Source organism: Ensifer adhaerens, from assembly GCF_002940685.1.
Lineage (GTDB): Bacteria > Pseudomonadota > Alphaproteobacteria > Rhizobiales > Rhizobiaceae > Ensifer > Ensifer adhaerens_E.
Map to the genome: position 1 here is coordinate 151,112 of NZ_PNFP01000014.1, position 20,099 is coordinate 171,210.

General features: G+C 59.3%; 16 protein-coding genes. 8 read left to right on the plus strand and 8 right to left on the minus strand.

All coding sequences use genetic code 11. The annotated features are described in order from the left end of the window. Positions 1-659: 659 nt before the first annotated feature. The gene (locus C1A35_RS25360) at positions 660-2,900 is read right to left on the minus strand and encodes a heavy metal translocating P-type ATPase (RefSeq protein ID WP_104667113.1); all 2,241 of its coding nucleotides are present in this window, start codon (positions 2,898-2,900) and stop codon (positions 660-662) included. A 165-nt stretch (positions 2,901-3,065) separates the two neighbouring features. Continuing rightward, a complete protein-coding gene (locus C1A35_RS25365; protein WP_104667028.1) occupies positions 3,066-3,566 on the minus strand; it encodes a universal stress protein in 501 nt (166 codons plus the stop codon). Between the two features lie 137 nt (positions 3,567-3,703). Here C1A35_RS25365 and C1A35_RS25370 point away from each other — a divergent pair, with 137 nt between their 5' ends. Then, positions 3,704-4,954 (plus strand): MgtC/SapB family protein, encoded by a 1,251-nt coding sequence (locus C1A35_RS25370; protein WP_104667029.1) that lies wholly within the window; start codon positions 3,704-3,706, stop codon positions 4,952-4,954. Here C1A35_RS25370 and C1A35_RS25375 read toward each other — a convergent pair. Together C1A35_RS25375 and C1A35_RS25380 are read right to left on the minus strand one after the other, a co-directional pair. Next, positions 4,944-7,619, minus strand: a complete 2,676-nt coding sequence (locus tag C1A35_RS25375; RefSeq protein ID WP_199773027.1) for a cation-translocating P-type ATPase — start codon at positions 7,617-7,619, stop codon at positions 4,944-4,946. The two genes, C1A35_RS25370 and C1A35_RS25375, sit on opposite strands and share 11 nt — an antisense overlap. 34 nt (positions 7,620-7,653) lie before the next feature. After that, entirely contained in the window at positions 7,654-8,310 is a 657-nt protein-coding gene (locus C1A35_RS25380; RefSeq protein WP_104667114.1) for a BON domain-containing protein, read from the minus strand. 139 nt (positions 8,311-8,449) lie between these two features. Between C1A35_RS25380 and C1A35_RS25385 the strand changes: the two genes are divergently transcribed. Further along, positions 8,450-8,902, plus strand: coding sequence for a pyridoxamine 5'-phosphate oxidase family protein (locus C1A35_RS25385; protein WP_104667031.1), 453 nt, complete (start codon positions 8,450-8,452; stop codon positions 8,900-8,902). A 57-nt stretch (positions 8,903-8,959) separates the two neighbouring features. On the opposite strand, the gene C1A35_RS25390 is transcribed toward C1A35_RS25385, so the two are convergent. The 3 genes from C1A35_RS25390 to C1A35_RS25400 form a co-directional block, all read right to left on the minus strand. Then, entirely contained in the window at positions 8,960-9,793 is an 834-nt protein-coding gene (locus C1A35_RS25390; RefSeq protein ID WP_104667032.1) for a universal stress protein, read from the minus strand. Positions 9,794-10,018: 225 nt separating this feature from the next. Next, the gene (locus tag C1A35_RS25395) at positions 10,019-11,911 is read right to left on the minus strand and encodes a hybrid sensor histidine kinase/response regulator (protein ID WP_199773018.1); all 1,893 of its coding nucleotides are present in this window, start codon (positions 11,909-11,911) and stop codon (positions 10,019-10,021) included. Positions 11,912-11,925: 14 nt separating this feature from the next. Continuing rightward, entirely contained in the window at positions 11,926-12,666 is a 741-nt protein-coding gene (locus tag C1A35_RS25400) for a helix-turn-helix domain-containing protein (protein WP_104667033.1), read from the minus strand. 139 nt (positions 12,667-12,805) lie between these two features. Between C1A35_RS25400 and C1A35_RS25405 the strand changes: the two genes are divergently transcribed. Then, positions 12,806-13,546 carry a response regulator gene (locus tag C1A35_RS25405; RefSeq protein ID WP_104667034.1) on the plus strand — a complete coding sequence of 247 codons (741 nt, stop codon included), beginning with the start codon at positions 12,806-12,808 and terminating at the stop codon, positions 13,544-13,546. 32 nt (positions 13,547-13,578) lie between these two features. Here C1A35_RS25405 and C1A35_RS25410 read toward each other — a convergent pair whose 3' ends face one another. Next, positions 13,579-14,010 carry a hypothetical protein gene (locus C1A35_RS25410; protein ID WP_104667035.1) on the minus strand — a complete coding sequence of 144 codons (432 nt, stop codon included), beginning with the start codon at positions 14,008-14,010 and terminating at the stop codon, positions 13,579-13,581. 216 nt (positions 14,011-14,226) lie between these two features. On the opposite strand from C1A35_RS25410, the gene argF reads away from it, so the two are divergent. The 5 genes from argF to C1A35_RS25435 all read left to right on the plus strand — a co-directional run bounded on the left by argF (position 14,227) and on the right by C1A35_RS25435 (position 20,095). Continuing rightward, entirely contained in the window at positions 14,227-15,249 is a 1,023-nt protein-coding gene (gene argF, locus C1A35_RS25415; RefSeq protein WP_104667036.1) for an ornithine carbamoyltransferase, read from the plus strand. Between the two features lie 73 nt (positions 15,250-15,322). After that, positions 15,323-16,918 (plus strand): MBL fold metallo-hydrolase, encoded by a 1,596-nt coding sequence (locus C1A35_RS25420; protein ID WP_104667037.1) that lies wholly within the window; start codon positions 15,323-15,325, stop codon positions 16,916-16,918. 54 nt (positions 16,919-16,972) lie between these two features. Then, the gene (locus C1A35_RS25425) at positions 16,973-17,524 is read left to right on the plus strand and encodes a hypothetical protein (protein ID WP_234823006.1); all 552 of its coding nucleotides are present in this window, start codon (positions 16,973-16,975) and stop codon (positions 17,522-17,524) included. A gap of 79 nt (positions 17,525-17,603) precedes the next feature. Beyond that, a complete protein-coding gene (locus C1A35_RS25430) occupies positions 17,604-18,929 on the plus strand; it encodes a trypsin-like peptidase domain-containing protein (protein ID WP_104667038.1) in 1,326 nt (441 codons plus the stop codon). A gap of 53 nt (positions 18,930-18,982) precedes the next feature. Next, entirely contained in the window at positions 18,983-20,095 is a 1,113-nt protein-coding gene (locus C1A35_RS25435; RefSeq protein WP_104667039.1) for a site-2 protease family protein, read from the plus strand. The last annotated feature ends 4 nt before the right edge of the window (positions 20,096-20,099 follow it).

Genomic DNA, 20,099 nt, shown 5'->3' on the forward strand with positions numbered 1-20,099 from the left:
GGGTTGTTTCCTTCGCCTTCTGAGTGCTGTACCGCTTCGGCTTCTCCGGCGCGCTGCAGGAAATCCGCCCTACCGAATCGGATGTGCAGCTGAGCCTATTAACCTACAACATCGGCGTCGAGGCCGGTAGAACCTCTGCGTCGTTCGGCGCTTCGACCCGGGTTATGGACAACGCAGTCGGTACCAGCGCGATGCTCTGGCCTTTCCTAGGATCGCCAACCTGGCGTTCGATTGCTTCGGTGTTCGCGATAGAGGCCGTCAGTCTAGTTTCATTTGTCACGGTTTAGCCTATCCAATCGGAGATCGAAGCATGAGCGAATTTCAGAACAAGCTGTTCGGCTGACCGTGGCGTGCGGTGGTGCGGCATCGGTCACTAACATTGCGGAATGTCAGAAGAGGTCTCTGGCTGCTGCCCTGGAACTCAACCGCGCGCTTGAGCACGGAACTGATCATGCTGTTGACCGGTCATTGTTGGGAGCGGGAGCTACAAGACGTATCGACCTCATTATTGGTGATCTGATGAAAGAACTTGCGGTTGTCGGCCACCTGTTCGATATCGATATCATGCAAGCCGGGCACATACCCTCGATCGCCGCATGCATGAGATCAAAGGCGCACTCAACCGGTCCTGATGGCCTTGCCGGTTGGGCTTCCTCTCGTTAATCGCCTTCAAGGGCACGGTAGATTTCCTGTTCCTGGGAAAAGTGCAGTCTTACGACCGCTTCGAGCCCATGAAGCAACCGTTGGATCTCGTAGAGTTGCTGTGGGTTTAGACCGGTAAAATCGATCGCCTGGCGAAGGGAGGTGAGAAGATGGACCTGGCGCTGGATTTCCATGTGGGTGCGGCTCATGCCGGCGAGGGCATGCGACGCGCCGAGCCGCCGGCGCAGCAACGGATACAAAACGCAGTCGTCCTGGCGTTCATGGGGAAGAAGTCTCTCGCGCAACAGCGCATCCAAATCGGCCAAGCGTTGTCGCGTTTCGGGTTCAGGCAGATGCTGTATCCGTTCGGTCGTGTGCCGGATCTCGTCGACGACGGACATGAGGTTACGGTGTTCTGCTTCCAGTTCCAGGAGCTCTTGCTGTGACAGTTGATTGGCTCGACCCCATCGGCGAACCGGGTGAGCAAGCGCACGCAGGCCGTTCAGAATGGCGACGACGTCAATTACCTCTTGGACAAGAGCGCCCTCGACCGGCGCGAGATAACCGAGCGCGGCAGCAATCATCCCGGTAATCGACAGCCCCATCCCGACGTAGACGCTTTGAAGCGCAATCCGCCGGGATCTCTTTGCTATGTGGACGGCACTGACAAGACGATCCAACCGGTCAACAAGAATGACGACGTCGGCCGCTTCCGTCGACGCTGCGGCCCCCCGGGCGCCCATCGCGACTCCGACGTCGGCTGCGGCCAGGGCGGGCGCATCGTTGATGCCGTCGCCCACCATCATGACCGCCCCGGCTCTTCTCTCAGTCTCAACCAATCGCGTCTTATCGTCCGGCTTCATTTCTGAGACGATGTTGTCGATGCCCAGAAACGCGGCCAGGCTTTTGGCGATATCAGACCGGTCGCCGGTCGCAAGCACAATTCGTCCAATGCCGGCTTCGCGCAACTGCCTGAGAACCGTGCCGGCTTCCGGCCTGACCTCATCGGCCAGAAGAAACGCCCCTGTAAGGACGCCTTCCTCCGCGACTGCGACCGCGACCGTGCCCTCCCTCTTGATCCAGATCTCGATCTCGCGCGAGAAATCGGTGTCATCGATGATGGGACGGATGAAGTCCCATCCGCCGACGGCTATCTGCCGCTCGTTGATCCGGCCTGTGATGCCCGAGCCAGAAGATTCCCTCAGTTCGGATGGCGATAAAAGGGCGAGCCCGCGCTCGTGGGCGGCGGCGACAAGGGCGCAGGCGACGACGTGACGGGACGCCTGGTCGATCGAGGCTGCCAGCCGTAGAACCTCTTGCGGGGCAAGGTCACTGCGAACCTTTGTCTCCAATAGCCGGGCCCGGCCGTCCGTTATCGTCCCCGTCTTGTCGAGCAAAACGGTCCTCGCGCGCGCAAGCATTTCGAGGGCACCGCCGCCCTTCACGAGGATGCCTTTGCGCGCGCAGCGAGACACGCCTGAGATGAGGGCGACCGGAACTGCGAGAATGAGCGGGCAGGGGGTGGCAACCACCAAAACCGCCAATGCCCTTGTCGCCTGTCCTGAAAGTACCCACGCGATCGTTGCCAGAAGAAGCGTCACCGCGAGAAAGCCGAGCGCGTAACGGTCCGCGAGACGAGACATTGGCGCCTTAGCGCTTTTCGCAGCTTCGACCAACCTTGCAATACCTGCATAGGTGCTCTCCTTCGCAACGTGCGAGGCGACCATTTCGAAAGGATCCCCCGAATTGATGGAGCCGCTCATCAAGTACTCTCCGGATCGATGGAGGACCGGCAGGGCCTCACCTGTCAGAGCGGACTCGTCGAGCATTGCTGAGCTGCCTGTCAAGCGACCATCAACGGCCAGGACCTCACCGCTGCGCACTAAAATCCGGTCACCAGGCTCTATGTCGTCGATCGCGACTTCTTCGAATTGCTTGCCTGTGAAGCGCGCTGCGGTGCGTGGTACCCGGTCTAGCAGTGCCGTCAGTTCATGGCGTGCTCGCCGTTGGGCAAAATCCTCAAGCGCTTCCCCACCTGCAAACATCATTGCGATGATGATCCCGGCGAAATACTCGCCCAGCAAAAGCGCGCCGCTCATGGCGAGGGCTGCAATCAAATCCAGGCCGAATTCTGCTTTTGCCAGGCTTGTTCCGATCTCCGTGACCAGAGTCGCAAGGATAATTGCCGTTCCCACTCCCCATATCCATGCGCTGTGGTCGGGACGATTGGCAAACCATGTAAGCGCGCCCCCTGCCAGGGAGACAGCGCTCACGGCAAGAAGCGCACGTTTCGGCGTAACTTCTTCTGGCCACCGAAGAGCAATTGTGTGCGGCGCGCTCAAGAGCCTGGTTCCTCAATTCGACAACGCGGTCAGTCTCGCAGGCACCTTTGCACCAGGCCGACCGTTTCTTCTTCGCAAGCCTCAACGGACGACAAGGACCGAGCAGTGCGCATCCCGGGCTACCTTCTTCGACACGCTCCCGAGGACCATCCTCTTGAGGCGCCCAAGACCCCGGCTTCCGACGACAATCAAGCTCGCTTTGATCTCTGTTGCAGTGTCGAGAACGGTTTGAGCGCAATCCCCCACTTCCAGCCGCTCAGCGACATTCTCGACGCCGAGCCCGCGTGCCTCGTTTCGAGCTTGCTCCACAATTGTCTTGCCGAGCGCCAGGGCGCTGTCATCGATGCCATCGCCGGACGTGCATGAAAGTTCTGCCGGCCTCGGCATGCCCGGGATCATGTTGCCGATGGGAAAGACCCGCCCGGAGCGAGAAAGGCCGTCTGTTGCGCTTGCAAAATTTGGTGCGGCAACGTGGAGAACGGTCAGGGGCGCGCCAATCGCCTTCGCAAGCCTTATGGCCATTGCGACGGCGTCGCGCGCGTTGTCCGATCCATCGGTTGCAACAAGGATATGGTCATCCATGGAAAACTCCTCTCAGAGCAGCGTCATGCATTGTCAATCCGCAAGCATTGATCGTCGTCAAAGACAGGATCGAAGTTAGCTGACCACAAATGCGATGGGGTTGATCTCAGCGCGTGTGCGCCCCCTGGAGAGTGCAAATGGAACCGCTTATCCTTCGTTTGGGGCTCGCACTTGCAATTGGCCTTCTCGTCGGGTTGGAGCGGGGGTGGCGCGAGAGGGATGCGCCGGAAGGCAGCCGGACAGCCGGCATTCGAACCTTCGGGATTTCCGGACTTCTTGGCGGTATCGTTGCGGCCGTGTCGGAAGCCCAGCAGAACGAGTTTGTTTTTGCCGCGGGTCTGCTGGGGTTCACGATGAGCTTGACCTGGTTCAAGTTACGTGAGGCTCGGCGGGATGAAGATTTCAGCGTGACCAGCGTGGTAGCGGGATTGTGCGTTTTTTCGCTGGGCGGGCTGGCGGTTGCGGGCGACTACAGGGCCGCCGCTGCAGGCGGTGCGGCTCTTGCCGCAGTTCTTGCCAGCAGAGAACTTCTTCACAATCTCCTCAGGCGGCTAACCTGGCCAGAACTGCGCTCCGCGCTCGTGCTTGCGGTGATGACCGCCATCGTCTTGCCGCTTCTACCGAACCGGACCATCGACCCTTGGGGAGGTTTCAATCCCCGCGAGGTGTGGTTTCTCACCGTGCTGAGTGCGACCATCTCATTTGCCGGATATGTGGCAACGCGCCTGCTGGGCTCAACGCGCGGGCTTCTTGTCAGCGGTCTTACGGGCGCAATCGTCTCGTCCACTGCGGTCACCGCAAGCTTTGGACAAAAAGCTCGGGCCGGGGAGCCCGCTCTCCCGCTGGCCGGGGCTGCAAGTGTCGCTGCGGCTATTTCACTGCTGCGCGTACTCGTCATCGTCCTTGTACTGTCCCCCCGGCTTCTTCCACTCGTTGTGGCGCCGCTGCTGGCGGCAGCCGTCGTATTCGTCGCGTGCGGAAGCCTCTTGATGGCCAATAGGGCGCCCGGTGCAGGCCAAGACGTCGAAGCACGGAATCCCTTTGAACTGATGCCACTCCTTGTCTTTGCCAGTCTGTTTGCCACCACCGCGACACTTGGCGCTGCGGTGGTTGCGAGGATTGGCGACAATAGCTTGATTGGCATTTCGGCCGCATCTGGTATCTTCGACGTCGACGTTGCCGTACTGACCGCGTTACGCTCCGTCGGAGGAGCGATGCCCTTGCCGACTGTCGGCGCCGCGGTGCTGGCAGCCGCGCTCGTCAATGCGGGGGGGCGAATATTCGTGGCAATCCTGTCCGGGACCGCGCATTACTGGGTGCCACTCGGCCTCGTCTCGTTCGCTGCTGCTGCAACTGGCGTAAGTACCTATGTCATGACTATGCAGTAGATTTGCCACGCAGCTGCCACTTGTCGAATTCCATTGTGAAAAGAACAGAAGAGGCAGCAATCAAAAGCATTGCCCATTCGGCCGGTACCATCGGGGAAACCTGGAGGGTATTACTGACAAGCGGAACGTGCATTGCGGTGATGTGGAGACCCAAGGCTGCGGCAATGCAAAAGAGCAGGAGTGGGTTGCCAAACATGCCGAGCGCGAGAATGGACTTCCGCTCCGAGCGACTTGCGAAAGTCTGGAAATTTTCGAAGAGAACAAGCAGCAGCAAGAGCATATTGCGGGCATCGCTTTCACTGTAGCCCTGTTGTAGAGCGAGGTAGAACATCGCGAAACCTCCGCCTCCCATGACGAGCGTCGTTTGACAGAGACGGCGAATCATCACCCGATCGAAGATCGGCTCATTCGGCCTGCGCGGCGCACGGGAGAGTTCATCGCCCTCAGGCCCCTCGCTTGCAAGAGCGACATCCTGGATGCCGTTGGTGACAAGATTGAGCCACAGGAGTTGCACGGGTAGAAGCGGCATTGGCAGTGCAAGAGTGGCAGCAAAAAGAAACAACACGAGTTCCGCTGATCCCGTGGAGACGAGCATGAAGATGACCTTACGAATGTTGGCATAGGCGACGCGACCTTCCTTGATGGCACTTACGATTGACGCGAAATTGTCGTCTGTAATGATAATATCGGCGCTCTCTTTGGCGACGTCCGTTCCCTTTCGGCCCATCGCCACTCCGATGTGCGCGTGTTTTAGGGCAGGCGCATCGTTGACCCCGTCACCCGTGACGGCAACGAAGTGTCCGTTGCGCGAAAGCGCGAGAGCGAGCGCCAGTTTTTGCGATGGGGCGATGCGTGCATAGATGCGCCCCCGGCGGGCGAGCGCGTCGAGGCTTGCTTGCCCCTGCGCCTCGGCCCGGCTCACCTCTTCGCCAGTGATGACCTGGTCGATGGTGAAGGCGAGGCCCGCATCAGCCGCGATCGCCGCGGCGGTCTTTGGATCGTCTCCGGTAAGCATGACGACCTGGACGCCCGCGTTGTGGCAGTCGCGGATCGCGCCGGGTACTTCCGGTCTGATCGGATCCTGCATGCCGGCCAGTCCGAGAAAAACCAGGTCGACGAGAAGGTGCCGGCCACATCCGCCATCGTCCTCGACCGTCGTTTCGCCTTCTGCAAACGCCAATACGCGCAAACCTTGGGCGGCCATTTCTTCCTTCTGGCGCAGAAGTCTGTCGCGGTCGATCGTTACCGCGCGGCCATTCATCTCCATTCGATCCGACATTGCGATGAGGGTTTCGGCCGCTCCCTTCACGAAGATACGCACCACATCGCCATGTCGATGAAACGATGCGGCATATTTGATCTCCGGCTCATAGGGGATTCGGGCAATCAAAGGATAATCATCCTCAATCGACTGTCTCGGCAGGCCCGCCTTGTGGGCGGCGGCCAGGAGCGCGACATCGACCGTGTCGCCAACACTGGTCCACCCATCTTCACCCCTTACGAGCGATCCTTCATTGGGTAGAGAGGCGGCCCGCAGAAGGGCCGTCGCGCGATCACGTGCCTGGTCGGGGGACGCATCCCTCCCGCGGATGTGGCAGGACTCGATATCGGCATGCGTGTCGCAGAAAAGGTCGGTTCCGTCAGGCAGGCGAATGTCGGTGACCGTCAGCTCATTCAGCGTCAACGTTCCGGTCTTGTCGGTTGCGATTATCGTGCATGACCCGAGAGCTTCGACAGCGGGCATCCGGCGAACGATGACGTGTTTCCTGGCCATTCGACGCATACTGATTGCCAAGGCGACCGAGATCGCAATCGGAAGGCCTTCGGGGATTGCGCTCACGGCCAACCCAACCGCCATCATAAAAAGCTCGCTCGCCGGCATGCCGCGAGCGATCCCGACAACTATCAGCAAGACCACGACGGTTGCGACGACGAGGGCAATGAGTTTTGAAAAGCCCTCCAGGCGGATCAGCAATGGCGATCTGGCAAGGGGTGCCTTGCCGATGTCGATTGCGATCTTGCCGATTTCCGTGTTCTTGCCAGTGGCTGAGACGACGCCACGGGCGCGACCGCGTGTGACGAGCGCCCCGGCGTATGCCATGTAGCTTCGTTGTTCATCGCCTGCGACGGAAGCCGGGGTTGGTGACTTTGCAACCGGCGCGGATTCGCCCGTTAGCAAGGACTCATCGCAAAAGAGTCCGTCAACTGCGGTCAGCCGCATGTCTGCCGGCACGCGTCCGCCGGATTCCAGAGCCACAAGGTCCCCGGGCACGATCAGTCGTGCGTCAAGCTCGACCAACTGACCATCTCGCACAGCATTGGCTTTTGGCTGCTCGAGTTTGCGCAACGCCGATGCCGCTTGGCCGGCACTGTGTTCCTGAATGGTTCCGACGATGGCATTTGCAACAAGAACGACCCCAATGAAGAAGGCGTCCCTCACATCGCCCAGCAGAAATGATACCAGCACTGCGGCCAGCAGAGTGTAAATCAGTGGACTGCGGAACTGGCGCACGAATGTTTCGGCCACCGACCCTGCCCTTGGTTCGGGCAGGGCGTTTGGACCGCACATGGGCAATCGGCTGCAGGCCTCCTCGCTCGTGAGCCCCATATAGCCGCTGTCTTCCGTTTGACGCCGGGAGAGGCTGAGCGGCATCGGTTCGGCCATCATGAGCCCCTTGGAAGAAAGCTACGAAAAGTGCCTATTTGTCGGACACCGTTAGGTAGTCGGTTACCCCGCTCACCCCTTTTGCGGACCAGGCAGCCTGCTCGGCGGTAATACGCTCTCGCGAGCTTTGCACTTTCCCGCGCAAGGTCACATGGCTGCCAGAAACTTCGACCTCGATGTCCTCGGCCTCGATTTCGGCATTCCGCCTCAAGGCTTGCTTGATGCCGTGGCGGATGTCGACGACATCCATCCGTGGCCGGATCCTCAACTGGTTGTCGATGCCCGTTACACCGGAGAGTTGGCGAACCGAATGTTCGGCCGCCGAGCGTTGAAAATAGAAATCGACAGTGCCGGCGAGTGTAACGAACCCGTTCTCCACCTTCACCTGGATATCGCTCGGATCGGAAATCGCCGCACCCCAGTCGAGGATCTTCAAGACACGGCTTGCGATTTCGTCATCAGCGGTCTTCTTGTGCGCGGGCAACCGCACGGCGATTTCCTCCGCGATGGCTCGAACACCCTTGATCCGTCTAGCAACTTGTTCGGCGGCGTGCTTTTCGGCAAAGCTGTGAACATGACCGGTCAGGGTCACGATGCCGTTCTCTACCGCTACGCCGATGTTTGCTGCGTCGATGCTGGGCTCGTACTCGAGTTCGTCGAGAATATCTTGTCGTAAACTGATGTCGCTCATGGCTATCACCTCCAAAAGTCTCCTCGTCCAGTTTATCCCAACAGTATGCTTGATCGTCGCCTGTCGGTCTTTGAGGGGCGTCAAAGCGCCCGCGCGCACAAGGAATTAATCTTGAAATATCTGTTCACGGAGGTGGATCATGATCGTCAAGGAAATGTCCCGCCACGAATGCAGCAGCGTCGTTGAGGAGGGCCATGTGGCTCACCTTGCCTGTTGCGTCGACGACAGGCCCTATGTCGTGCCAATCACATATGCCTACGCCAGAAATTGCCTTTACGCATTTTCCATGCCCGGTCAAAAGATCGACTGGATGCGCAAGAATCCCAATGTCTGCCTGCAGATCGACGCAGTCTCCGGGAGCGAGTGGAAAAGCGTTGTGATCTACGGGCGCTATCAGGAACTTGCCCCGACAGGGCAATGGCACCGCGAGTACCTGCACGCCTGGTCGCTTCTGGAAAAGAGAGCAAACTGGTGGGAACCGGGCGGGCTGAAGCCAGCTCCGCAAGAAATAGCCGGCCACTACCCGCACCTCTTCTTCAGTATCGACGTACTCGAAATGACCGGGCGGGCGTCTTGTGAAAATGAGGTCTGAAACAAAAGAGCTGCGCCGCTCGACGGCGGCGCAGCTCTTGTCTTATGTTTCGGTCGCTCAATGAACCATCAACACCGGCACTGCCGGTGTTTCGATCATGGCCTTGGTCACCCCCCCGAACATGCGCTCTCGTACCCGCGAATGGCCGTAGGCGCCCATGACCATCAGGTCGGACGCGGTGTCGATGGCATGCTGCAAAAGCACCTCGCTGACCTGACGCCCAGCGCTTGGCAGCCTGTCAACAGTGACCTCGATGCCATGCCTTGCAAGGTAGGTCGCGACATCCGCCCCCGGTTCTTCCCCGTTCCTTGCCGGCGCAGCCTTGGGATCGACAAGCACAACGTTGACGCTGTCGGCGTTCTTCATCATCTCAAGCGCTTCGCGTGCGGCCCGCGTCGCTTCGATCGTTGAGTTCCATGCAAGCAGGACCTTTTTCGGTGTCAGCGTCACGGATTGGCGGTTGCCAGATAGAAGGACGGGGTGGGCGGATCGAAAGAGCGCGCCCTCAATGGCGTGCGAGCGAAGCCGCGAACTCGCCTTGAGGCTTGCCCCGATCAAGGTCACGTCGGCGTATCGTGCCCGTTCTCCGATCTCGTCCTCCACCCACGCTTCTTCGGGGTAGCAGCCGTTGACATCAAACGAGATGCCAAGTGTTTCCAGGGTTGTGCGGGAATTCATCACGGCGTCGCCGAGTTTTTCCGTATCGCCAGCGCGCAGGTCAAGCCACGCGACCGACATCGCCGCGTAGTCGCCAAGCGGCACAGGGGCGGCAAGCTTCACAAGAAGAACAGACAGATGCGCATCCGCAGCCACGCAAAGATCCGCTGCGGTTCTCAGATCGATATCATAGTTTTCGGCATCGGCAACCAATAGCACAGTCTTGTATGTCATCGCTCCATCTCCCGAATTGACGTTTGGGCTCCTGTTCAATCTACGCACAGCGCGGCAAACGGCATTGACGGCAATCAAAGATCATCCTCAGGTGTCGGCTGGAGTGATCGTCGATGGAGAAGCCGAACCCCACAGTTTCGCCGCCTTGGCGTTTTCACGGATGTACGTGCACCGACCTCGCATTCGCTCGATGCACCGCAATTGTCCTCGATGCCATTGAGCGCATCAATCGAGCAATTCTCGCAGGCGTTTTGAGAGTTTTTTCGCCGTATAGGGTTTGAGCAGCCAAGAGGCGCCTTCCGGCAGCCTTTCTTTTGCAAGGCTCGGAGCCGCGTAGCCCGACGTTACGAGTATCTTCATCTCGGGGCGGAATCGTCGAACGTGGTGCGCGAGCTCGTTGCCTGTCATCCCCCCGGGCATCACCATGTCGGTAAACACCAGAGAGATCTCCGGGTGATCGGCGAGACGCTGAAGGGCTTCAGCCCCCGTCTCGGCCTCGACGACGCCATAGCCGGCGTCCAAAAGCCGCGCGACCACAATGCGACGGACACGGGCATCGTCCTCGACAACGAGAATAGTCTCATGCCCTTGCGCTATCGGCTGCAGGGGCAGATCCTTTGGCTCGCCTGTGCCGTCTGCCTGAGTTTTTTCCTTCGCCGCTGGCAGGAAGAGCCGCACGTTCGTGCCGCGGCCTGGTTCGCTGTAAAGCTGGACATGACCTCCCGACTGCTTGACGAAACCGTAGACCATGCTGAGGCCGAGGCCGGTACCCGCTCCGGTGACCTTGGTGGTAAAAAAAGGTTCAAATGCGCGGCGCCTAACATCGTCCGACATGCCGACGCCGGTATCGCTGACGCTGACCAGCACATAGCGTCCCATCCTGGAATCCGGATACATGAGGACGTAATCCTGGTCCAGATTCGCCTTCGAGACCTCGATGGAGAGCCGTCCTCCCCCCCGCATTGCATCGCGCGCATTCAATGCGAGGTTCAAAAGCGCATTCTGAAATTGTGCTACATCGACCAGAACAACATTGTCGGCGCCGCGAACCAAGGTTGACAGCTCCACTGTCTCGCCGAGTGTGCGTCCAAGAAGATTTGCGAAGGTCCCGATCAGACCGCCCACGTCGACAAGCTTTGGGGTAAGCGGCTGACGCCGGCCGAAGGCAAGCAGTTGAGCGGTGAGCTTTGCACCATCGTCCGCCGCTGCCTGCGCCTCTTGCAAAAGCTCCTTGATGCTCTGATCGTCAAGGCGACTTTCGATCATCTCAAGGTTGCCGGCAATGACAGTCAAAAGATTGTTGAAGTCGTGCGCGAGACCGCCGGTGAGTTGACCGATCGCTTCCATCTTTTGTGCCTGACGCAGTTCCTCATCGATGCGATGACGGCTAGTCAAGTCCCGAATGAAGCCTGTGAAGATCCGCCCTCCGGCGGACCTGGCTTCGCCGACGGACAATTCCATGGGAAATGTCGTGCCGTCCTTGCGCCTGCCGGTCACAACGCGACCTATCCCGATGATCCGCCGCTCGCCTGTGCTTAGATAATTGTTGAGGTAGCGATCATGTGCCTCGCGATCGGGAGAGGGCATCAGCATCTTAACATTCGAGCCGCGGACCTCGTTCTCCTTAAAGCCGAAAAGTCGTTCCGCCGCCGCGCTGAAAGAGGTGATCAGCCCCGTCTCGTCAATCACCACCATCGCTTCGGGTACGGTGTCGAGGATCGATCTTAGATGGGCTTCTCGCGAGACAAGGTCGGCCTGGGCGTGTTTCAAGTTGGTGATATCGCTGTCAAACCGCATGATATGATCGCTTTGACCATTTGGGAGACCGATCCAGAGGCTGGCAACGAAGACCTTGCTTTCATCCTTGCGCTTTTGCGCCAGTTCTCCGGACCATGACCCGTGTCGTTGAACCTTCGCGTGGATGTCTTCAATGGGCTCGGAGAATGTGGTGGCAAGCAGGTGATGGATCACTTCACCTCGCGCTTCAGCCTCAGGCCAACCGTAAAGTCGCTCGCAGCCTCTACTCCAGTGGCTGATCCTTCCGCCGGTCTCATGCACGATCAGGTTCGCGTCCTTGAGGAGACCAACGATTTTCCCGACTGCAGATTGCGCCATCATCAACCGCCACGTTCTCAGGCGAAACCAGTTCGCCTAATCCTATTCGACACCGCGACTGGACGAAGATCGCAACCGTCGCCATCCGCGATCGATTGAAGCATATGTCTTTTTAAGATGATGATCGAGCGCCTGTCGGGCGCAGCGATAATGCCGTTGCTTGCGAATTTCGTTACGGTGCGAGATACCGTTTCGATGGTCATGTTCAAGTAGTCGGCAATATCAAGCCGGGTCATCGGCAGATCGACGAAGTCCGTCTGCTCGCCGTCCCGGTCTCTCGCCATAAAAAGCAGGAAATTGGCAACCTTCTCGTCGGCGCTGCGTCGCGAAAGCAACACCGCCTGATCCTGGGCCGCTGTCATTTCGTCGCACAGCTTGGAAAAGAGCTGGTTTCGCAGGTGCGGCTGGCGCGCCACTTCGTCTTCGAAGCGACGGCGGGGATATCGCCGCAATCTCACCTCGGTTATCGCTTCGACCGTATAGAGATAGCGGTCCTTGAGAGAGACGCCCAGGAGATCACCGGGATGCAGGAACCCGACGATGACCCGGCGGCCGTCGGCAAGTAGGCGCAATGCGCGCAGCATGCCGTCCTCGACCTGAAAAACATAACCGGCATCGTCCCCTTCCCAGAACACCGCCTGACCCGGCGCAGCTTCGATGATCGGCTGAAGACTGAAGACCGACGATAGATCCGGGGGAGCAAGAGAGCACTCCAGCGCTCCAAGACCGCCGCCGATTGCAACTGATTGAAGGGTCATCGCGCATCCTCCATCTGACGCTCAGTATGGAGATTTCAACATGCGTGCGTGAACCGGCATCGACGCGCCTGCAACAATTGGTGCTATAGTGTAACTGAATGTAACAGCATGTCGGGGCAGACCAACTTCGGGGAAGGTTATGGCAAACGCTCGAAACGAGCCGGAACTTGTGCTCGTTGTGGATGACGATCCACGCATAAGGCAGATGTTGTCACGCTATTTCGAAGGGGAAGGCTATCGGGTCAGTCTTGCCGGCGATGGTCGCGAAATGCGCAACAGGCTCGCGAAGGCCCATGTGGATATCGTTTTGCTCGATCTGGGGCTCCCGGGAGAGGACGGTCTGTCGCTGGCCCGTGAGCTTCGCGCCCATTCCGATATTCCCATAATCATGCTGACCGGCCGGGACGACGTGGTTGATCGTGTGGTTGGGCTGGAAATCGGGGCCGATGATTATGTTACGAAGCCATTCCATCTTCGCGAGGTTCTTGCTCGCGTAAGGGGCGCGCTTCGACGTAGGCGTCCTCCGATTGCATTGATCCCGGACGTTCAAACAAGCGAGACCTTCTGTTTCGAAGGCTTGCGCCTCGACGTTTCCCGCCGTCGGTTGACATCTGACGACGGGTGCGAGATCGCCTTGACGACAGCCGAGTTCGACATGCTGTGCACGCTCGTGAGGCATGCCGGCCGCGTCCTCAATCGGGATGTGTTGATGGACTTGACGCGCGGCAGATCGCAAGAGGCCTTCGACCGCGTAATCGACGCACAAATAGCGCGGCTGCGCCGGAAGATCGAAAGAGATCCGCGCCGCCCCGAGCTGATCAAGTCCGTCCGCGGAGTGGGCTATGTGTTCAGTGCGCGCACCGTGAAGCAGGACGCTTAAGGCTATCCGTCTCGAATACGCTTACTGAGATTTCAACGCAGCGGTATGATTATTCCGTCGACCCCACCGTCGGCAACCGGCCACCTGTCCGGTGCAAGACTTGCGACATGAATGGCGCCGCAATGCCGATCGAATGCCGCTGCGCTCAAGTATTCGAGCAGGGCGTCGCAGACGCCGCGCGCATCGCCGGCGGTGGCTACGAGAAAGACCGGCACCGAGAGGTAGCGGCCCAGTCTTTCATGATGCCTCACGCGCGATATGGCGATACCCCTGATGTAGCCGAGCGGATCTTCGACAGCCGCAATCTCTTCGACAAAGGGGGAGGGGTGTTTGCGCATGAGAGTCGCTGCACAGACCTGCTGCCATGCTTCAGGGCCGATCTCGTAGCCCACCGCGACGATCAGGCAATAGGCCCGTTCGACCTGTGTTGCTTTGATTGGGGCGACGACATAGGCGCAAGCCATGATATCCTTCCTGATGAGTGGATCGGATTTGATGAACCCGCCTGGCCCAGAGCTGTGTGCCGTGCGACTGCAGGCTCTCCGCCGGTACGGGGCACGGCGCACTATGAAGCGAGTTTTCCCGGGAGCCGACGAGCCGTCATTGACGAGCATCAATGCCGGCTACGGATATCTGCCTTTTATTTGTCTGAAGGAGCGCCCCAATAAGGAGAATGCGCCATGTCGATCGATCTTCGTGGTCGCAGCGTGCTTTCCCTTGACGACCTGACTGCCGAGGAAATCCACTATCTGCTTCGGCTCGTCGTTGACCTCAAGGAAGAAAAGCGGAGAGGAATCGGGCTCAAGCGACTGAGCACCAGGAACGTCGCGCTTTTATGTGAACGAGATTCGATTCACGCGCGCGCCGCCTTTGAAGTCGCAGCCTACGACCAAGGCGCCAATGTGACCTTGATCGGACCATCAACCGGTCACACGCGTTATCGGGAATCGGTCAAGGACACGGCCCGTTTTCTCGGCCGGCTGTATGATGCAATCGGATATATCGGGCATTCCCAATCCGCCGTCGAAGAGGTCGCCAGATGGGCGTGTGTGCCCGTCTTGAATGGAATGACCGACACGTCACACCCCACGCAGACATTGGCCGACCTCGTGACGATGCAGGAATGCAGCGACAAGCCTCTTAATGACATGATCGTGGCCTTTCTTGGGGATGGACGCAGCAACGTCGCTCGATCCCTGGCAGTAGCTTCCTCGAAACTCGGCATCGATCTTCGCATCGTTTCACCAACGAGTTTCTGGCCGGAGGCGCCTTTCATCGAAGGTGTGACATTGGCTGCAAGGGATAGCGGCGGCCGGATAGCGGTACTTGAGCACGTCGGCACCGGAATTCTCGGGGCAGACTTTGTCTGCACGGCGCCTTGGTTTGGCGAGGGAGACGTGCGTTGGGCCGAGCGTGTGAGGCAGCTCGCGCCCTTTGCCGTCAGAGAGAATGTGATGGAGGCAACCGACAACCCGCAAACGAAGCTGATGCACAGTCTCCCCGCCTGGCATTGGCGGGAAGATGAGGCGGGAGCCCGTATCGCCAAGCGTTTCGGCGTCGAATGCATGGAAGTGTGCGACGGTGTCTTTGAATCCAAATCCTCGATCGTCTTCGATCAGGCTGAAAATCGCATGCCTGCAATCAAGGCGCTTCTTGTGGCTACGCTTGCAGACCGAACGGGTCGATCCCAGCCGCCGGTTTGATCTACAAACTTGCAATTGAACGGAAGACATTTCCAGGGGACATGGCCCCGCAACCAGAACAAGGCTTACGCGGATGACTACTCAACCGATCCTTCATTTTCACGGAGCCGCAGGCACCGTCACCGGTTCATGCCAATTGATTGAGTTCGGCGAAACGAAAGTTCTGATCGATTGCGGGCTGTTCCAGGGGTCGAAGACAGAGAAGGAACTCAACTATCGTCCGTTCCCCTTCGATGTCGACAGCATCGACGCCGTCATCCTGACGCATGCGCATATCGACCACTCAGGCCTCTTGCCGAAGCTCGCGAAACTCGGGTACGACGGTCCGATTTTCGCAACGCCGGGCACGGCTGATCTGTGCTCCGTCATGCTACCGGACTCTGCCCATATTCAAGAAAGCGAAGTCGATCAGCTCAATCGCCGGAACCTTCGTCGTGGGCGCCAACCGGTGACCCCAATCTACGACGCCGGCGACGCAGCTGTCGCGGTCACGCTTTTCAGGCAGGTGCCGCTCGGCAAATGGGAGACGGCGGCCGAAGGGTTGCGGTTTAGGTTCTGGAACGCGGGCCATCTGCTCGGTTCGGCGTCAGTCGAAGTTGAAGTGGACACCACCCCGACGCCCCTTAGATTGCTCTTTTCCGGGGACATAGGCCCACGACACAAGCTTCTTCAATATGACGCGGTCGCGCCGACGGGCTGGGATTATGTCATTTGTGAAAGCACCTATGGCGACGTCGAGAGGGAAGATGCAACCGACGAAACCAGACGGCGCATTTTGCGCACGGAAGTTCTGGAGGCGACCCATCCAAACGGCGCCTTGATCGTGCCATCCTTCGCGGTGGAACGAACCCAGGAGCTCCTCACCGATCTCGTTTACCTGATGGACACCGGCAAGATCGAGAGGTGTCCGATCGTCATCGACTCGCCACTGGCGACACGCGCCAGCGAAATCTTTCGGCGGCACGCGCGGGAACTGGAGAACGGGGAGCTGCTTGCAAAGGCTCTGCAAGCGAAGAACGTGCGTTTCACCGAGACCCCCGAGCAATCCAAAGCAATCGATTTCATGAAGGGATTTCATATTGTCATAGCCGCCAGCGGGATGTGCGAGGCCGGTCGGATCAGGCATCGTCTGAAGAACTGGCTTTGGCGGGACGAGGGAACGGTGCTCCTTGTCGGCTATCAGGCCGCCGGTACCCTGGGACGCATTCTTGAGGACGGGGCCTCTGTGGTGCGCATTCAAGGCGATGACATTCGCGTGCGCGCGCGCATCAGGAAGCTGGATATCTATAGCGGGCATGCCGATGGTAAGGAGCTTGCGGAATGGGTGCGCGCGCGCGAGCCGATCGGCGCCGGCGTCTTTCTCGTGCACGGGGAGGATGCGGCTCTTCAAGGGATGAGACAGCGGCTCCAGACGTTCCTGACTGAGGAAAAGGTGGTTCGTCCCCGCTTGGATGCTTCGTTCCGACTGGAAGCGAGGGGAGCCGTCGAGGTAGTTGAAGGCGTCGCCCCGCCACGCATCGACCCATTTCGCGCGGGCCGGACGGACTGGAACAACGATCTGCAGTCGCTCGTGCTCGACTTGCAGGCGGAATTGGCCAAGGCAGCCGACGACAAAGCCCGCGGCGTTGTCATTCGCCGCGTACGCCGGGCACTGAACGAGGACGCCTGAGCCGTCGCTCATGCCAGCGACGAAGTGAAATCGACCAGGAGAAGGCACGTTGCGTTGGACGAGATATCATCAGCCGGCGGACTTCATACAATCCGGATCCGCATCGACCAACTGGCTCGGCTTTTCAATTCGCTGGACCCCACACCCTTTCATGAGCGCGATCTGGACAAGGATGCCGAGCGTTTCATTGTCGATTGGGCTGAGGAGACGCCCGATGATGGACCAATTGCGATTGTCGTGCAGTTGCCTGCCGAAGAAACCGACACGGCGGTGACGCGTGTTGTCCAGGACGCGATACGATACAATTTTGAAAGCCGCGCCAGGCAAGCCAGCCGCGAGCTACGGCAGCTTTTAAGGGAGGGGCGGCGCGCCTTGTTCATTGGCGCGCCGATCCTTGCTTTCAGCTTGATTGCAAGTCAGCTCCTGACCAATATTTCGGGTGAGGGCGCGTTCTCGCGTGTTGCCAGCGAAAGCCTGGTCATCTTCGGTTGGGTGGCAAACTGGAGGGCGCTAGAGATTTTTCTCTACGACTGGTGGCCCATCAGTCGAGGCGGTCGGCTCTATCGTCGTCTGGCGGCAGCTGACGTGCAGGTGCTCGCCTACTGACATTTGACAATCCTTGACGCGCGTCAATGCGCCCGCACATACAGATGAGATCCTGACTTCATTATCAGGAGTGCAGGATATGCAAAATCTACCACGTTTCCTGCTTGCCACCGCGATCTATGTGTTCACCGCTTCGCCGGCCGCCCCTGCAAGTGGTTACGCAGGCTTCTCTGGTGCCCTGGTTCGGGTCCGGCCCGCGGTTGTTGGTATCAGCAGTACCGCCAACCGCGTATTGACGAACGACTTGCTGGACGATGCAAACGTTCGAAAGATCCTGGGCCTGCCCGAACATGTCCTCATCCTTGAGAGCGATGCTACCGTTACGGGATCCGGCATCATCATCGATGCCGAAGAGGGCTACATCGTTACAAACAGCCACGTGATCGCCGATGCCGATGACATCGCCGTCACGCTCAACGACGGCCGCGTTTTGCCGGCCGCAGTTGTTGGCAGCGATCCGCCAACCGATCTTGCCGTGCTCAAGATTGGGGCGCCGGGCCTCGTTGCTCTTGACTGGGGGCAATCGTCCGTTCTGAAGGTTGGCGATTTCGTGGTCGCAGTGGGAAGTCCCCTCGGCCTGGAGCAGACAGCAAGCTTCGGGATCGTAAGCGGGCTTAGCCGATCCGGTCTCGGGATCGACGACTATGAGGACTACATCCAGACCGATGCCGCACTTAACCCGGGAAACTCCGGCGGCGCGCTTGTCAATGCAGCAGGCGAGCTTCTGGGAGTGGTACGCGGGGCACCGCCACCGAACGAAGGCGCCCAGGGCATCGGTTTTGTCATACCTTCCGAATTCGCGTCCAAGATCGTTCGCGCTCTCATAAAGGATGGAGAAATCCGGCGCGGATGGCTCGGCGTGTCCGTCACCCTTTCGCAGGAAGGCGATGACGCGATGTGGGATCTGGTCGTTGACCGGCTCTCCTGCAATTCGGCCGCCGAACGCCAGGGGGTGAGGCTCGGCGATGCCGTGACTGCGCTTAACGGCCACGCGGTCTCGACGGAGGCCGCCTTCAGGAATGCAGTCAGTCTGCTGGCGGCCGATGCGCATGTCACTCTCGATATCCGCCGGGAGGGCAGGACACAACGGCTGGACTTCAAACTTGTCGATCCCGCGAGCATGCACGGCGCTCTGGACCATGGTGTGCTGGACAGCGTGACCCTTGGTCTGCCGGACACATCGGCTTCGCGCGCGTGTACGCCCAATGGGCCGGTACTCATGGAGGTGCCGTCCGACAGCGTAGCATATGCGGCTGGGCTGAGATCGGGTGACTACCTGACATCCATCAACGGTGAGCCAGCCGTCTCGGCGTCTCGGATTCAAGCCCTGATGGATGCCGCAGATGCCCAAGTTTCGTTCGATATCCTGCGCGCAGGCACAGCGTATCGATTTGTGGTTCCGTAGACGCAATTCTTCGACGATCGGCTTTGGGAAAAGAGTATCGGAGCGAAAGCACCATGAAATGGTCCTTAAAACTCGGCACCGTCGCGGGGACCGAAGTCCGCGTGCACGCAACATTCGCCCTTCTGCTCATTTGGATCTGGGTGATGCATTACCGGATCGGCGGTCCGACTGCCGCCTTTGAGGGCGTTGCCTTCATCGTGAGTGTCTTCCTCTGTGTGGTGCTGCATGAGTTCGGGCACATCGCGGCCGCTCGCCACTTTGGCATCAAGACACCGGATATCACTCTTTTACCAATCGGCGGAATAGCACGGTTGGAGCGCAATCCCACCAGACCGCTTGAGGAGTTGTTGATCGCCATCGCAGGCCCGCTTGTAAACGTCGTGATTGCTGGCCTCATCGTCATGGTTGTTGGAGGTGCCCTGGGCTGGGAACAACTGCTGGCGCCTCAGGACCCCCGCGTAAATTTCCTGGCGCGGCTCGCGGGGGTCAATATTTTCCTCGTCCTGTTCAATATGATCCCCGCCTTCCCGATGGATGGGGGGCGGGTTCTTCGGGCAATTCTTGCCTGGCGTCTGCCCGGTGCGCGGGCCACCACGCTTGCAGCTCGGATCGGACAATCCATCGCGGTAGCTATGGGTGTCCTTGGTGTCTTCTTCAATCCATTGCTGATTCTCATTGCAATCTTCGTCTATTTCGCTGCGGAGACTGAGGCGCAAGGCAGCGAACTTCAGGCAATCTCCGCCGGTACGAGCATCTCGGACGTGATGATGACTGACTTCGCGACACTCGCTTCGGAGGCCCGTGTCGGCGAGGCCGTGGAACTCCTGCTTGCAACGAGCCAGAGCGAGTTCCCCGTTTTGAACGAGGCCGGCCGGTTCGAAGGTCTGATGACACGCGAAAGCATCGTCCAGGCGATGAAGGAAAGAGGTGCTGGTGCGCCGGTGATTACGGTAATGCGCCGCGACATCCCGACGGTTGATGAGCAATCGCCTGTGGACGTCGGTTTGAGGCTCATGCAGGAGGCAGGCGCGCCTGCCGTGCCCGTGGTCGATCGCAGCCAGCGCGTTGTCGGCTTCATCAATTACGAAACCATCGGGGAGTTGCTGATGCTTCGCAATGCCGATGAGAGCTTTCAGCCTCGCGGACGTGTTCGCCGCTCGCCTTGACCAT

Excerpts from the sequence above, each read along its gene's own strand:
- C1A35_RS25365 (WP_104667028.1), bottom strand. The coding sequence starts at position 3,566 with ATGGATGACCATATCCTTGTTGCAACCGATGGATCGGACAACGCGCGC.
- C1A35_RS25370 (WP_104667029.1), top strand. The coding sequence starts at position 3,704 with ATGGAACCGCTTATCCTTCGTTTGGGGCTCGCACTTGCAATTGGCCTT.
- C1A35_RS25375 (WP_199773027.1), bottom strand. The coding sequence starts at position 7,619 with ATGGCCGAACCGATGCCGCTCAGCCTCTCCCGGCGTCAAACGGAAGAC.
- C1A35_RS25380 (WP_104667114.1), bottom strand. The coding sequence starts at position 8,310 with ATGAGCGACATCAGTTTACGACAAGATATTCTCGACGAACTCGAGTAC.
- C1A35_RS25385 (WP_104667031.1), top strand. The coding sequence starts at position 8,450 with ATGATCGTCAAGGAAATGTCCCGCCACGAATGCAGCAGCGTCGTTGAG.
- C1A35_RS25390 (WP_104667032.1), bottom strand. The coding sequence starts at position 9,793 with ATGACATACAAGACTGTGCTATTGGTTGCCGATGCCGAAAACTATGAT.
- C1A35_RS25395 (WP_199773018.1), bottom strand. The coding sequence starts at position 11,911 with ATGATGGCGCAATCTGCAGTCGGGAAAATCGTTGGTCTCCTCAAGGAC.
- C1A35_RS25400 (WP_104667033.1), bottom strand. The coding sequence starts at position 12,666 with ATGACCCTTCAATCAGTTGCAATCGGCGGCGGTCTTGGAGCGCTGGAG.
- C1A35_RS25405 (WP_104667034.1), top strand. The coding sequence starts at position 12,806 with ATGGCAAACGCTCGAAACGAGCCGGAACTTGTGCTCGTTGTGGATGAC.
- C1A35_RS25410 (WP_104667035.1), bottom strand. The coding sequence starts at position 14,010 with ATGGCTTGCGCCTATGTCGTCGCCCCAATCAAAGCAACACAGGTCGAA.
- argF (WP_104667036.1), top strand. The coding sequence starts at position 14,227 with ATGTCGATCGATCTTCGTGGTCGCAGCGTGCTTTCCCTTGACGACCTG.
- C1A35_RS25420 (WP_104667037.1), top strand. The coding sequence starts at position 15,323 with ATGACTACTCAACCGATCCTTCATTTTCACGGAGCCGCAGGCACCGTC.
- C1A35_RS25430 (WP_104667038.1), top strand. The coding sequence starts at position 17,604 with ATGCAAAATCTACCACGTTTCCTGCTTGCCACCGCGATCTATGTGTTC.
- C1A35_RS25435 (WP_104667039.1), top strand. The coding sequence starts at position 18,983 with ATGAAATGGTCCTTAAAACTCGGCACCGTCGCGGGGACCGAAGTCCGC.